This window comes from Marinobacterium alkalitolerans (genome assembly GCF_017776525.1).
GTDB classification, from domain to species: Bacteria; Pseudomonadota; Gammaproteobacteria; order Pseudomonadales; family Balneatricaceae; genus Marinobacterium; species Marinobacterium alkalitolerans.
This window is the reverse complement of the sequence record NZ_JACVEW010000005.1, coordinates 97,595-112,783: the sequence shown is the minus strand read 5'-3', so window position 1 is coordinate 112,783 and position 15,189 is coordinate 97,595. Positions and strand designations below refer to the sequence as shown.

The 15,189-nt window shown below is 58.3% G+C and carries 10 protein-coding genes; 3 read left to right on the top strand and 7 right to left on the bottom strand.

The annotated features are described in order from the left end of the window. Window positions 1–28 precede the first annotated feature (28 nt). Window positions 29–499 (top strand): MaoC family dehydratase, encoded by a 471-nt coding sequence (locus H9C73_RS04800; protein WP_209286661.1) that lies wholly within the window; start codon window positions 29–31, stop codon window positions 497–499. 11 nt (window positions 500–510) lie between these two features. Next, window positions 511–1,464, top strand: a complete 954-nt coding sequence (locus H9C73_RS04795; RefSeq protein WP_209286660.1) for a 2-hydroxyacid dehydrogenase — start codon at window positions 511–513, stop codon at window positions 1,462–1,464. Here H9C73_RS04795 and H9C73_RS04790 read toward each other — a convergent pair whose 3' ends face one another. The 7 genes from H9C73_RS04790 to trmH form a co-directional block, all read right to left on the bottom strand. Further along, window positions 1,465–5,193 (bottom strand): EAL domain-containing protein, encoded by a 3,729-nt coding sequence (locus H9C73_RS04790; RefSeq protein ID WP_209286659.1) that lies wholly within the window; start codon window positions 5,191–5,193, stop codon window positions 1,465–1,467. Window positions 5,194–5,321: 128 nt separating this feature from the next. Beyond that, window positions 5,322–6,530 (bottom strand): L-2-hydroxyglutarate oxidase, encoded by a 1,209-nt coding sequence (gene lhgO / locus H9C73_RS04785; protein ID WP_209286658.1) that lies wholly within the window; start codon window positions 6,528–6,530, stop codon window positions 5,322–5,324. A gap of 4 nt (window positions 6,531–6,534) precedes the next feature. Next, window positions 6,535–8,664 carry a TRAP transporter permease gene (locus H9C73_RS04780; protein WP_209286657.1) on the bottom strand — a complete coding sequence of 710 codons (2,130 nt, stop codon included), beginning with the start codon at window positions 8,662–8,664 and terminating at the stop codon, window positions 6,535–6,537. Window positions 8,665–8,733: 69 nt separating this feature from the next. Then, window positions 8,734–9,765 carry a TAXI family TRAP transporter solute-binding subunit gene (locus H9C73_RS04775; RefSeq protein ID WP_209286656.1) on the bottom strand — a complete coding sequence of 344 codons (1,032 nt, stop codon included), beginning with the start codon at window positions 9,763–9,765 and terminating at the stop codon, window positions 8,734–8,736. Window positions 9,766–9,944: 179 nt separating this feature from the next. After that, on the bottom strand, window positions 9,945–11,312 hold the full coding sequence (locus H9C73_RS04770) for a sigma-54-dependent transcriptional regulator (RefSeq protein ID WP_209286655.1): 1,368 nt from the start codon (window positions 11,310–11,312) through the stop codon (window positions 9,945–9,947). Beyond that, a complete protein-coding gene (locus H9C73_RS04765) occupies window positions 11,309–13,384 on the bottom strand; it encodes a sensor histidine kinase (protein WP_209286654.1) in 2,076 nt (691 codons plus the stop codon). The genes H9C73_RS04770 and H9C73_RS04765 overlap by 4 nt, the downstream gene beginning before the upstream one ends. A 13-nt stretch (window positions 13,385–13,397) precedes the next feature. After that, on the bottom strand, window positions 13,398–14,102 hold the full coding sequence (trmH, locus tag H9C73_RS04760) for a tRNA (guanosine(18)-2'-O)-methyltransferase TrmH (RefSeq protein WP_209286653.1): 705 nt from the start codon (window positions 14,100–14,102) through the stop codon (window positions 13,398–13,400). A 111-nt stretch (window positions 14,103–14,213) separates the two neighbouring features. On the opposite strand from trmH, the gene H9C73_RS04755 reads away from it, so the two are divergent. After that, entirely contained in the window at window positions 14,214–15,077 is an 864-nt protein-coding gene (locus H9C73_RS04755; protein WP_209286709.1) for a prephenate dehydratase, read from the top strand. The last annotated feature ends 112 nt before the right edge of the window (window positions 15,078–15,189 follow it).

Below are 15,189 nucleotides of genomic sequence, written 5' to 3'. Positions count from 1 at the left end.
GCTTTGATCATGACAAGAGGCTTATTTAATGGACGCTGACACACAGCCCAGGTTGTATCTGGACGATCTGAAGCCGGGCATGCGCTTTACGACCGACAAGGTGCAGGTCACCGCCGAGACGATCAAGACATTTGCCCGGCAGTACGACCCTCAGCCCTTCCACCTGGACGAGGCTGCAGCGGAAGACAGTCTGTTCGGCGGCCTGGCCGCCAGTGGCTGGCACACGGCGTCCCTGAGCATGCGCTTGATGGTCACCAGCGGCATTCCCTTTGCCGGCGGCATGATCGGTGCAGGTGTTGAGCTGCAGTGGCCCGCGCCCACTCGACCGGGAGACGAGTTGCATGTCGTCATGGAGATTCAGGACATCATTCCGTCTCGATCGAAGCCGGATCGTGGCATCGTCCTGCTTGAAAACCGCACCCTGAACCAGCACGATGAGGCTGTTCAGATCATGCACGCAAAAGTAGTCGCGTTTCGCCGCCCGGCTCAGGCTGAATGAGAGGACAGGTTATGAAAGCCGTTTTTCTGGACACCCAAAGCCTCGATGATCTGGACCTGTCGCCACTGGCCAACTCGGTTGATGCGCTGCAGTGCTACAGCGCAACCTCTGCCGATGAGGTCGCGGAACGTATTCAGGGCTATGACATCGTTATCACCAACAAGGTGGTGCTCAGTGCCGAACATATCCGTGCTGCCGATCAGCTCAAATTGATCTGTGTTGTCGCCACTGGCGTGAACAACGTTGATCTGGAAGCCGCCCGCGCACGAAGCATCCCGGTCTGTAATTCTCAGGGGTATGGCGTGCACTCGGTCGCCCAGCATGTACTGGGGCTGATGCTCGCGCTCCACACGCAACTGCTTGCGTATGACAGGGCCGTCAGACAGGGGGACTGGAACCGCTCGACGCAGTTCTGTCTGCTGGATTATCCGATTCTGGAACTGAGCGGGCGTACGCTGGGCCTGGTGGGCTATGGCGCTCTGGGTCAGGAAGTCGCAAGGCTGGCAGCCTGCTTTGGCATGCAGGTGCTGATCTCGGCCCGCCCCGGCAGTGAGACTGTACCCGATGATCGCGTGGCATTTGATGAAGTGCTGAAACGTGCTGATGTGCTGACGCTGCACTGCCCGCTCACCGACCAGACCCGAAACCTGATTGATGCCGCAGCGCTGGCGACAATGAAGCCGGGAAGCTTCCTGATCAATGCCGCGCGCGGTGGGATTGTGGATGAAGCCGCTCTCAAGGCTGCGCTGTGTGATGGGCATCTGGGCGGTGCCGCGACCGATGTGCTCAGTGAAGAGCCACCCCGTAACGGCAATATCCTGCTGGATGACAGCATCCCCAACCTGATCGTGACCCCGCATTCCGCCTGGGGCAGCGTTCAGGCCCGGGAAACGATCATTCGTCAGACCCGTGAGAACATCGAACAGTTCAAGCAGGGACAGCCCGTGCGTCAGGTAAACGCCTGATCAGCTGTCCAGAGGTTCCGCAGCTGCCATATAGTGCTGCTGCCACCGCCAATACCATGCCGGCATGTCATCGGCCGGCATGGGACGCGCAATGGCGTACCCCTGACCGAGATCACACCCGAGCGACAGCAGCTCACGGCCGTGCTCTTCCGTCTCGACCCCTTCAGCAATCACCTCACGTCGGAACGCACCCGCCAGCTGGATCACCCCCTTGAGAATGGCCAGGTCATCCGGGTCTACCAGCATGTCACGCACAAAGCTGCGGTCGATCTTCAGCATCTGGGCCGGCAGTCGCTTCAAATAGGTCAGTGACGAGTAGCCTGTGCCAAAATCATCCAGTGCAAAACCGACTCCCAAACTGCTGCACTCATCAATGATGGCTGATACCTGCTCCACGTCTTCAAGCGCCGTGGTTTCCAGTATTTCCAGCTCCAGGTCACCTCGGCGGATACCCGGTCGTCGATCCAGCATCTTCTTGATGGAGGGGATAAACTCGCTGTGCTGAAGATGAATGGCGTCGATGTTGACACTGACCGGAATCTCCAGCCCTTCCTGTCGCCATGCAAGCACCTGGTCCAGCGCGGTTTCCAGCACCCACTCACCGACCTCGATCGCGATCGGATGGTTTTCAATAACCGGCAGGAAGGCGGCAGGCGGCAAGAGGCCACGCTCCGGATGCTGCCAGCGAATCAGAGCTTCACAGCCAATCACATCACCGGTGCGCATATTCACCTTGGGCTGGAAATGCAGCACCAGCTCACGGTTGCTCATCGCCAGCCGGATACTTTCGAGGCTGTCGTGCTGAGTCCGAAGGGCCCGATCACGTTCAACATCGAAGAACTGATAGCGGTTCTTGCCGGCCTGCTTGGCCTGATACATCGCCTGGTCAGCCTGTCGCAACAGCTGGTCGGCATCCAGGTTCTCCTGCTGCGGGTAGAAGGCAACCCCGATACTGGCAGACACGCGAAGGCCCAGCCCCTTCACTCGGAAGGGGTCAGACACCGAATCAAGCAAGCGGCGGATCACCGGAATACTGTCTTCCGTCTGTTCCAGGTTCATCAGCACAGCGACAAATTCATCCCCGCCCAGCCGAGCCAGAGTATCTTCCTGACGCATCACCTCTTTCATGCGCTGCGCCACCTGAATCAGCAGCTGATCACCCACGGCATGGCTGTGGGTGTCGTTGATCAGCTTGAATCCATCCAGATCGATGAACAGGATGGCAACGCTGGAATGCGTGCGATTGGCCAGTGCGATGGCCTGCTGCATCCGGTCCGCCAGCAGGGTACGGTTGGGCAGTCCGGTCAGTGCGTCAAAGTGCGCAATGCGTTCAAGCTGGTGCTGCTGATGCTTGAGGGTGGTGATGTCGGACATCAGTGAGACATAGCCTTTCAATGCCCCTGTCTGGTCAAAGAAGGCGTTGATCTTCTGCAGCACCGCGTAGCGCTCACCTTCCCGATGGCGATTCCACACTTCCCCTTTCCAGTAGCCAAAGCGCTTCAGGCGCTCCCAGACCCGATCACGATAATCAGGGTCAGCCTCATGTACATTCATGAATACCGGGTCCTGCCCCTTGGCTTCTTCCGCGGAATAGCCCGTTGTACGCACAAACGCCTGATTGACCGAGAGGATCTTGCCATCCGGGTCGGTGATCATGATGCTTTCATCCGCGTTGTCGAACACGCTTGCGGACAACTGCAGCTGGCCTTCTGTCTCCTGTCGCTTGCGAATGTTGGTGAGCAGGCCTGCCAGCAACTCCAGCAACGCGACGGTCTGATCATCAAAAATCTGTTTTTCCCGACTGGAAACACCCACGAATCCAATGCAGCCACTCTCACTCATCAATGGCTGATCAATAAAGCTCTTGAGGCCACGCTCGCGAATGATATCGGCGACGAAGCGCTCTTCCAGTTCGCCAACATCCGGCACCACAATCGCCTCACCCTGAGAGTGCCGTTGCGTCCAGCTCGGCATATTGGCCAGCGGAATACCCTGCAGGCGGTCCTTCCAGCCTTCAAGCCCGTCCACACACCATTCATGGGTCATGGAGAACTGCTGGTCGTCGAAGTCGTATTCAAACAGGTAACAGCTATCGGCACCGATAAAGGCGCCAATCTCATGCAGCGCCTGCTGGATCGCATCATCCACTTCCGGCAGGCTCAGGTTGATAAAACGGTTGGAAAACTTCAGCACAATCTCGCGATAGGCATCCAGCTGCTCAACCTTATGCTCGGCCTGGCTGCGCTGCATTTCAGCGTCCACTCGACCCACGAAGACACGAAACAGCTCTTCAGCCAGCGCTTCTTCCCTCAAGGGGCGGCATCCCAAACCAACCAGAATGCCCATCGGCTGTTGCTGCTTGTCCAGCAGCGAACTGCCCACGTAGGACTCAATTCCCATCTCCTGCAGCAGCTCATCCTCAGGAAACATCGCCTGTATACTGTGGGCGTGAACCTCCATGGAGCACTCCATAACATCATTGCAGGGAGTCCCCTTCAAGCCATAGCGGAAAGGAGTAATATCTCCTTGCAGAGCCGCTCCGGCAATCACATCAACCGACTCATGGTTCGGAGACAGGGCCCCGACAAATACGTAGTCAAGACCGAGTGCATCTGCTAAATGCCGGCATACTGCACGGTAAAAGTCGATGCCTGCCAGTGAAGCATAATCGGTTGCCAGAGCCGTCAAGGCATCCTGCACCACATGCTGACGAGTAATATCCTGTACGGTGCCAAGCGTCATGGGTCGGCCGGAACTGTCGACCACTCGGTTTTCCGCCCGCACATGGATGAACTTGACGCGACCATCCGGCATCAGCAGACGGTGCTCAATATCATAGGGAGAGGCACTCTCAAGCGCGTTGCTGTAGGTATCCTTCAAACGCTCCAGGTCATCGGGGTGCACGCGCTCCCAGGCGCGGCGATAGACCACGGCAGGGTCTTCATTTTCGTCAATCTCCAGAATATGCCGCATCTGACTGGAGCAGACCATTTCACCCTTTTCGTGATCGAGCACCCAGCTGCCAACCTTGGCAATGCGCTGCGCCTCTTCAAGCTGGTAGCGGCTTTCTTCCAGTGCCCGGTTGGCCGCGGCACGCTGCTTTTCGAGCTCTTTTCGGTGTCTGATATTGCGTATCAGCAGCACGATCACCAGCGCCTGCACCAGCAAGCCTGCCAGCAGCAACAGGAGCTGGTGCTTGCGGTTTTGTTCGATTTGCCCCACCTGGGCATCCACCATCTGCTCGAGCCGCTCCTGGTAGTGCCAGAGGTCGGCCGCCTGGTGGCGTCCGGGCGTGATGTCGTTGATGATGGAGTACAGGAGCGAGCGCCCGTCAAAGGTGTAAGGCCTTGAATAGACTTCTACGGTCCTGACCTCACCATCGGCCAGACGGTGCCGGAAAATGAAGTAGTTACGCCCTTCCGATTCAGCCAGTGCACGCTCGGCCTTGACTTGCTCCGGCGTGAACGTGTTGATGTCCTGAATACTCATGGACTCGAGCTGTTGCTTCGAATAGCCATAGAAAGCGGCTGAGGCTGCGTTGGAGGCAACGATCCGGCCGCTCTCGGGCTCGATCAGCAGCATGGGGAGGTTGGCTTCCGTGAAGACCGCCTTGAAGTCGGGGCCGTCGGACAGCTGTGTCTCGGCAACTGCCTGGGACGACAGTATGAAGACCGCGCAAATAAGCGGGTAGATCAGCCTGACTGCTCGACTGAGTGCGGAGAAAAGCAAATGGAAGGCTCCACAAGGACTATTATTATGAAGCCAAACTACCGAATTACCGTTCGGGACTCAAGCAAAGATCAGTGTCCACTGTCAGCATCCGTTCACACTTTGACCAGCATCATGCCGAGGGCGGATCAAACCGCCCCCGGCTGCTCGCTGACACGGTCAACAATGTGCTCACCGATGGGAATGGCAGATGTCGCCGCCGGTGATGGCGCGTTACATACCACCAGGCTCCGGCTCGATTGTACGAACAGGAAATCATCCACCAGTGAGCCATCGGGCGCAACGGCCTGAGCACGCACACCGGCCGGATAGGGACTGAGGTCATCCAGTGTCAGTTGAGGGCAGTACTTGCGCACCTGCTCCAGATATCCCCGCCTGAACAGGCTGTTTTTCATCTCCATCAGGCCCGGCCTGAGGTTGCGTGCCAGCATTTTCAACAAACCGGGATACATCAGCATCTCGGCCGTGTCCTTAAGGCTGATATCGGTCTTGCGGTAGCCCTCTCGCTTGAACGCCAATACCGCGTTGGGCCCCACCGTCACTGTTCCATCGATCATCCGTGTCAGATGCACGCCCAGAAACGGCAGGTCGGGGTCGGGAATCGGGTAGATCAGGTGGTTAACAATCCCGTTGTGCTGTGGCGGCAGCAGGAAGTACTCTCCCCGAAAAGGGATGATCTTGAAGGCCGGTGTTTGCCCCAGCATGCGGACAATTCGATCCGACATCAGGCCCGCACAGGCCACCATAAAACCACCCGTAAACTCACCTTGTGAGGTGTCTACCCTGATCTGATCAGGCTGTTCATTGATGGCTCGCACCTCGGTGCCAAAACGCACATCGCCGCCTTCAGCCTCGACCAGCTCAGCCATCTTTTCGCAGATGCGGGTATAGCTGACAATACCGGTCGAGGGCACGAAAATGCCCCCAACGCCGGTGATGTTGGGCTCCCGTGCCTTTAACTGGTCGGCATCCAGCACTTCAATAGACAGCTCGTTTTCAGCACAGCGGCCGATCAGCCCCTGCATCCGCTCAAGCTCCACTTCATTGGTGGCGACCAGCAGCTTGCCACATTCATCAAAGGGAATGTCATGTTCACGGCAAAAAGCCTTGGTGGCTGCATTCCCCGCCTTGCAAAAGCGCGCCTTCAGGCTGCCCGGCTTGTAATATACGCCGGCGTGAATGACGCCGGAGTTGTGTCCAGTCTGATGGCGGGCCGGCGCTGGCTCCTTTTCAAGCACCAGCACCCGTTTGCCGGGAAAACGCTGCTGCAACTGGCGGGCCGTCGACAACCCGAGGATGCCGCCGCCCACCACAATATAGTCATACTGGTTTTGCATGGTGTTATCCCTTCACCTCTACCGCCGGAGCCAGCGAGCGGCTGTAGATGAACAGGCCCACGAACGCCGCTGCGGCAATCAGATCATATGCCAGTTGCCCATGCGGCCAGAGCAGACCGACGGCGCAGGCACCACTGATCACCCTGAATACCGGATTCAGCGGCCCTTCCAAATACCCTTCCATAAAGCCGACAAAGGCATAGAGACCCAGGACACCGAACAGGAAAATCGTCAGAACCTCTTCAACACTGCCACCAATAAAGCCGGTGTAGGCAAACAGCAGCGGTACGATATACAGCCCCTTGGCAATTTTCCAGGCAGTGAAACCGGTCTTCATTGGAGGCGTGCGCGCAATGGCTGCCGCCGCAAAGGCGGTCAGACAGACCGGCGGTGTCACATTGGAGTCCTGCGACAGCCAGAAGATAATCATGTGTGCCGCCAGCAGGATCATGCCCAGCTTCTCGGCATCAATGGCCTGATCCAGCAGCTGCCCCTTGAAATCGGGCGGCACCTGTTCCAGCAGTCCCGTGGCCTGTGCCTCACTCATGGGCGCAGCCAGTGCCGTCAGGCTGTTGGGATCGACCAGCATGAAGATGGCACGTGCCGCCTCGGGCAGGTTGCCGTTGATCATCAGCTCCAACAGTTCGCGTTCTGCCATCAGGCTGTACAGCGCCGGTGCCGACAGGGTTGCCAGTACAATGTAGGCCGCCGTGACCGGAAGCCCCATGCCCAGCACCAGTGATGCCAGTGCCACCAGCACCAGTGTGATCAGCAGACTGCCGCCGGCCCAGTCGGTCACCATCAACGAGAAGGTGTTGCCGATGCCGGTCATGGCGACAACGTTGACGACCAGGCCAACGGCCACAAGCAGCATCGCGGTTGTCGCCATGTTACGAGAGCCCTGCGCCAGTGCATCCAGAATATCGCGCAGGCCCATTTTCTTCGGTGAGATCCAGGACGCCAGCACCACCGAAATAATCGAGATACCGGCCGCATAGGTGGGTGTAAAGCCATAGATCAGCAGCGCCACCAGCACAACCAGCGGCAGCAGGCAGTGCCAGCCCTCCTTGAGCACTTCTCGCACCGGACGCACATCCATCTCAACCGCATGCGCATGACTGCGACGTGCCTCAACGCGCACATAGAAACCGACCGACAGGAAGTACAGCAGCGCCGGCAAGGCCGCAATGGCGATGATTTCAACATAGGGAATCTGGGTGTAGGACGCCATGATAAAGGCACCCGCCCCCATCACCGGCGGCATCAACTGACCACCGGTTGATGCAGCCGCTTCGACCCCCGCCGCAAACCGGGACGGAAAGCCGGCCTTGCGCATCAGTGGAATGGTGATGACACCGGTCGACACGGTGTTGGCAACAGAGGAGCCCGATACAGAGCCCATCAGGCCGGAGCCCAGTACCGCAACAAAGCCGGGGCCACCAATCATGCGGCCGGCTGCACAGCGGGACAGCTCGATAATAAAGTCGCCGGCACCCGATTTAACCAGAAAGGCGCCGAACAGAATAAACATGAATACGTAGGTCCAGGAGATACGGGCAATGGAGCCGAACATCCCCTCGGACGAGAAATAACTGCGATAGAGCACGGTTTCCAGACTCAGGCCCGGAAAATTGAACATGCCATCGACATACTGCCCCCACCAGAACACATAGGTCAGCGAGAACAGGATCAGACAGGGAATAAACCAGCCTGTGGTACGGCGGGTCATTTCCAGCGCCACCAGAATGGCAACAACTGCCACCACCCAGTCAGTGGCAATAAAGTGAACGCCGCGCTCATAGAGCGCATCTTCAAATGCTATCAGGTAGATCGTGGTTGCTATGGCCACCAGGCCGATGACGACATCAATGGCAACCGTCCAACGGGCATGCCCATGCTTTCTCGACAGCGGCACCATCAGGGCACACATGAGTGCGAAACCGGAAAAGTGGATCGCCGACACCCAGAGCTCGGACAGCGTGCCGAGGGTGTTGAAATAGATATGGGCCAGGGCAAAGAGTACACCGGCCCAATAGACGAAGCGCCCGGTCGGTCCTTGCTCATCACGCTGAGTCAGCTCCATGGATTTAAGCTGTTCAGCGGTTTGCTGGTCGGTTTGTGGGGAAGCAGACATCACTTCATTCCTGAATACAGCGGTTACGGAAAAGGATCGGCCAAAAATGGCCGATCCCTGAGAAGCGGGTTATTCAGCGATCAGGTGATCCGGAATGCTGATACCCATTTCACGGTAGTAGCGCGCAGCACCCGGGTGCAGCGGAACCGGCAGACCGGCAATCGCTTTTTCCAGCGCCATGGCTTTGGTCGCTTTGTGGATGCTGTTCAGGAACGGCAGGTTTTCATAGACGGTTTTGGTCAGCAGGTAGACATCTTCTTCGCTGATGTCATCACGCACGGCCAGGAAGTTCGGCTGTGCCATGGTGTTGATGTCTTTGGTCTGACCCGGATAGGTGTTGGCCGGGATCACGTAACGGGTCCAGAGCTGATAGTTGCCATTGGCTTCTTTCATCTGCTCGTCAGTGAAGTCCAGCACGCGAATGTCATCGCCCATGGCCGCATAGGCACGGGTAATGGCTGAAGCCGGCACGCCTGCCGGAATGTTCATGCCATCGATGGTGCCGTTCTGCAGCGCATCGGCAGAGGCGCCATAGCCCATGTGTGCCAGGCTGAAGCCATCAACGTTGATCCCCAGGTTGCCCAGAATAGTGCGGCCTGAGCCTTCAGTACCGGAGTTTTTCTTGCCGATGGAGAACTTCTCGCCTTCGAGACCTTTCAGGTCACTGATGGTGCCGGTCTGAGCGTACTTGCTGCGAACCACGAAGTGCTCAACGTTCTGCCACAGCATGCTGACAGAGCGCAGGTTTTCCTGCTTGCCGGAGGCTTCCATGGCACCTTCACCACTCCACGCCCAGGCACCGTAGAGGCCCTGCAGGATCGCAAACTGTGCTTCGTTCTCACGCAGCAGCTTGATGTTCTCACCGGAGCCGGCGGAGTTGATGGCCGACATGGAAATGCCCTGAGTCGGCTCCAGCTTCACCTTGGTCAGGGTCGCCAGCGCAACACCCACGGGATAGTAGGTGCCACCGGTTGAAGCGGTTGCCAGAATGTAGGAACGGTTGTCATCCGCCGCCTGTGCAAGACCGGCCGGGCCCGCAACGGCGCCAACAGCCATGGAGAGCCCAATCGCCTTGATGAGAGTGCGTTTGCCAAGATTCATATTGATTCCTCAGGTTGTCGTTTTCATTGTTGTTAAAGACACCTGTAGGAATAGCAGAAATCGGGCCAACTCACCCAAAAACCATATCTATTTGATTTAAAAGATATTTACAAAAGGACCAAAAGCTGAATAAGCAAAAAACAGCCGAAACCCCGGCAATACGATAAGCAAAAATCGGCCTATTCCTCGGTAAAATCAGCCCGATTCAGCCCATAGCGCACCATTTTCTGGTTCAGCGTTCGGCGGGGCAGATCCAGTGCTTCCATCACGGCCTTGATATTGCCCCGGTGCTTTTCCAGCGCCTCCCGTATCAGGCGTGCCTCGTAATCGGCGACCTGAACCGCCAGTGGCAGATTGGGCCGTGTCACCACCGGCTTGAACTGCATCTGCTGCTGGCGGGACAGAAGATCCACCAGGCTGGCACGGGGGTCGATGGCATAACGGATCGCGATGTTCTTCAGTTCACGCACGTTCCCGGGCCAGGCATAGGATTGCAGCGCATCAATATCATGATCTGACAGAGTACGCGGCTCACGATCATGATCGACGGCGCCCCGATGCACATAGTGTGCGAACAGCAGCGGTACATCCTCAATCCGCTCACGCAAAGGGGGAATGTGCAGCTCGGACACGTTCAGGCGGTAGAAGAGATCTTCCCTGAAGTTGGGATCATCCCGCAGATCGACCTTGGCAGCGGCAATAACACGCAGATCCACCGGAATCGGAGCATTTGCGCCCAGCCGTTCGATCTGATGCTCCTGCAATGCACGCAGTACCTTCACCTGCAGGTTCAGCGGCATGCTTTCAATCTCATCGAGAAAGAGTGTGCCCTTGCTGGCGTACTCGAACTTCCCGATACGGCGCTTGGCAGCATGGGTAAACGCGCCCGCTTCATGGCCGAACAGCTCACTTTCGATCAGGTTTTCCGGAATGGCGCCGCAGTTGATCGGTACGAAGTGGTGCCGGGCACGGTTGCTGTAGTCATGCAGGCACTGCGCAACCAGCTCCTTGCCGGTTCCCGTTTCACCATAAATGATCACATTGGTGTCCAGCTCGGCCAGAGCAAGCAGCTCATTCCTGACCCGCTGGATCGCTGGCGAGATCCCGATCAGCCGTGCATCCAGCCCGCTGCGGCTGGCCAGATTCTGCTGCAGACGCAGGTTCTCAAGCGTGAGTCGGCGCTTTTCACAGGCGCGCTGAATTCGCTCGACCAGACGGTCAGGGACATAGGGCTTTTCGATGAAATCATAGGCACCGGCACGCATCGCATCTGTCGCCATGTCCACATCACCATGCGCCGTCAGGAGGATAACCGGCAGATCCGGAGCGCGTTGCAAGGCTTCCCGCATCAATTCAAGCCCATCCATGCCCGGCATACGCACATCCGTCAGCAGGACTGCATCCGTTTCGGGCGTGATCCTGGCCAGCGCAGCCTCAGCAGCCTCATAGGCTTCCACTTCAAAGCCTGACAGCTCCAGCCACTGGCTGGTCGCTTCACGCACCATCGCTTCATCATCCACCAGCATGACGCGACCCGGCATCATCATTCGGTTGTCTCCTGCTCATCAAACAAGGGCACGGTTAGCCTGAAGCAGGCCCCCTGCTCTGTATCCATAATTTCGATTTCGCCGCCCAGGTCTCGCAGAATGCTGCTGACGATCGCCAGCCCCAGCCCGAGCCCCTGCCCTACCTCCTTGGTGGTAAAAAAGGGCTCAAACAGGTGACCGCGATGTTCCGGCGCTATTCCCGGGCCATTGTCCGCTACCTCCAACACAACACGCCCGGCCTCAGGGGCCATCACCTGAATGCGCAGCCGGTGTTCACCGCTCTGCGTGGACATGGCATCACAGGCATTCTTGATCAAGTTGATCATGACCTGCTCATAGCGTGCGTTATCACCTGCCACACGCAGCCCGGCTTCCGGTTCCTGATAGTCCAGCTTCAGCTTCAGTTCTTCGAAACGGCCCCGAAACATCTGCAATACCTGATTCAGCATCTGGCGCAGGCACACCGGTTCAATTCGCTCGGGCTTGCGATAGGCAAAGGTCTTGAGCTGACCGGTGATCAGGGCCATGCGATCCAGCAGCTCTTCCTGTTGCCTGAGGTTGCGTGTCAGTGCCTCGGGTTGCTCCAGCAGGCGCTTTGCGATGGCCAGGTAGGTTCTCATGGCCGTCATGGGCTGGTTCAGCTCGTGCACAACCGATGCGGACATCCGCCCCAGCGCCGCCAGCTTGCCGGCCTGTACCAGCTCGGCCTGAGCTTCCTCCAGTGCTCGCGTGCGCTCTACCACCTTTTGCTCCAGTGATTCATTGGCTTCACGCAGCGCCTGTTCAAGCCGTTTGCGGCGACTGATATCGATCACGGTGACCAGATAGCCCAGTTCAGGGTGGCGGTCCATCTGCCGAATGGAAATCATCATCGGGAAAGCCGAACCATCCCCTCGCTGCCCCACCACTTCCAGTCCGGTCAACGGCTGAAACCGCTCCGTTCCCAGTGCATCCAGCGCTGTCTTGAGGGGCCGCGCATCGAACCCCTTACCCAGAAACTCCATTACCGGGCGGTGACGCACCAGCTCCACGGAAACGCCAAAGATCTGCATCCCCATCGGGTTTATCAGTTCGATGCGACCGGAGCGGTCAATGTGAATGAGCCCCACCTGAGCGGTATTGATAATATCCCGCTGCTGCTCTTCACTGCGCGCACGCTCCAGCATCTGTTGCCGCTGCAGGCGCTTCTTGTGCCGTGTCTCCCGCAGATACAGCAACAGCAGGGCCAGCGCCACACCCGAGATGAGTACGGCACCGATCAGTATGCGCGAGCGGTTCAACGCCGGTCGAATATCCGTCAGCACCGCCACCTGCCATTGCAGATCATCCAGCACAACACGCTGCAGCAGCCATTGCCGCCCGCCTTCACCCACCAGCTGCAACGCGGTACCGTCACTCAACGTGTAGGTGTCTACGGTTGGCAGTGGCCACACCGGGGCAGTACCCAGAATCAGCTCGCCCCCCGGTGACTGGACGACAAGCGGGTGATCAATCGACAGCTGCGCACGCAGTTGCGCCATATCCAGTCGCATGACCGCGACCCCTGCCAGCCGGTCGGTATAGATGGGCGCCGACATGTACAGGCTGGCCAAATCGTCATCCGGCCGGAGCCTCAGCTCCAGCCCCTGCTCCCCGGCCAGCGCCTGGGTAAAATAGCGGGAGTCACGGTCAGGGCTGCGCGGGTGTGCGCTGGGTTCACGCCAGTTGCTGTAGGCCAGCGGCTGCCCGCTGCGATCCAGCACATACAGCGCGGTTGACCCCGCCACCAGATTCAGCTGCTCCAGCACACGGTTCACCGTTGCCTGATGACTGCTGGCCGGCTGCTCCAGCAGGCGGTGCACATCCGTATTCTGCGCAACCAGAAAAGGCAGGTAATTGTATTGACCCAGCACCTTGCGCATCTGGCTGATACTGGCCAACAGCCGGTCGCCCCCTTGCACGTGCAGGGCAGACAGCGCCCACTCTCTGGACAGCGCACCTGCTCCCAGCGCAGCCGCGAGAATAATCAGGGCATAGAGGGTTGCGGCCAACCAGAGGGGCAGGCGTTTCAGGCGCGATAAACCCGTGTTCAACGAAGACTCCCGGTCAGACCGTTTCAAGGCGGGGTGCCGTGCCAGCCGTCACCTGCTCGTTCCAGGCAGCCGGTTCCAGCATCTCGCCCCGCGCATCATATGCCGGGTAGGCCAGCCTGCGGCGGCGGCAAAACTCGGCAACGCGCGGATGGCGTGCTTCAAACAGTTTACGTGCGATCCACTCTTGCGACATGCGTGACTGATCATAAAGCCCCGCTTTCAAGCGCTGATCGATCACCTCAGCCAGAATGATGCCCGCTGCGGTGGAGACATTCAGGGAGCTGACCACCCCCTGCATGGGAATAATGACATGTTCATCGGCCAACTCGGCCGCACGGGGACTGATCCCCTCCTTCTCGGCCCCCATCACAATGGCACAGGGCAGAGTGTAATCCACCTCTCGGTAGGACACGGCCGTGTCGGACAGGTGTGCCGCATAGACCTTCATTCCCTGCGTGCGAACCTGCTCAACCGCTGCATCAATGGTCTCGTGCAGCCCCACATCCAGCCAGCGATCCGAGCCCAGAGCGGTCCCCCGGTAGTTGTGGTATCCCTCTTTGGGCTTGACCACCTGAACCTCGGCAATGCCCGCCGCGTCACAATTGCGGATCAACGCCGAGATATTGCGCGGCTTGTGGACCTGTTCAGCAATCAGGGTGAGATCGGGTTGCCGGCGGGCCAGCACCGACAGGAGCTTTTGTTCACGTTCAGGGGTCATATGGGCATTCCTCCAACGGCCAGCAACAGTAGCAAATACGGATATCTTTTTCAGCTGATCACCGGGTATGCCATAATACCGCCTCCGTTTTTCAGCCGACGTATGGACACCATGACCCAGAACACCATCATCGCCTATCAGGGCCATCAGGGCGCTTACTCTCACCTGGCCTGCCGCCGCGTGCATCCGGAATTGACTCCCAAGGCCTGCGAATCCTTTGTAGAAGCGATGTTTATGGTGGAACGCGGTGAAGCGCGACTGGCCATGATTCCGCTTGAAAACTCCACGGCTGGGCGCGTCGAAGAGATCTACCGACTGATGCCGAAAACCCGCCTGCATGTGATTGGCGAGCACTTCGAGCCGGTCAACCACTGCCTGCTGGCGCTGCCGGGCACCCGGCTGGAGGATGTAAAAACGGTTTCTTCACACCCTCAGGCGCTGGCGCAATGTGCTGAAAACCTGCGCGCACTGGGGATTGAACCGATTGCTGCACTGGATACGGCGGGTTCAGCCGCCGAACTGGCCGAGAAGCGCCAGCCGGGCCACGCGGCCATTGCGTCCAGTCTGGCGGCAGAGCTGTACGGGCTGGACGTGCTGAAGGAAAACTTTCAGGACAAGACCGGCAATACCACCCGCTTTATCATCCTGTCCAAGGACCAGATGATCCCGCCACTGGATGGAAACATTCGCTACATGACCTCGCTCATGTTCCGGGTACGCAACATTCCGGCCTCCCTGTACAAGGCGCTGGGCGGATTCGCCACCAACGGCGTCAACATGGTGAAGCTTGAGAGCTACATGGCCTCGGAAACCATGCAGGTTTCCAGCTTCCACCTGGATGTGGAAGGCCATCCCCATCAGCAGGCCATGAAATTCGCCATGCAGGAACTGAACTTTTTCGCGGAAGAGGTGCGGGTCATCGGCACGTACGAAGCCCACCCGTTCCGGTTCAGCCATATGAACCTGGAACTCTAGGCTCGTTTTATTCCGCACTGCACAAAAGAACTAATTTCTAAGACTCAAATAGTCTAAAAGCAGCATTGTGCAATGCAACAAAATGGACGATAGTTAAGGTGTCCTGTCCAGC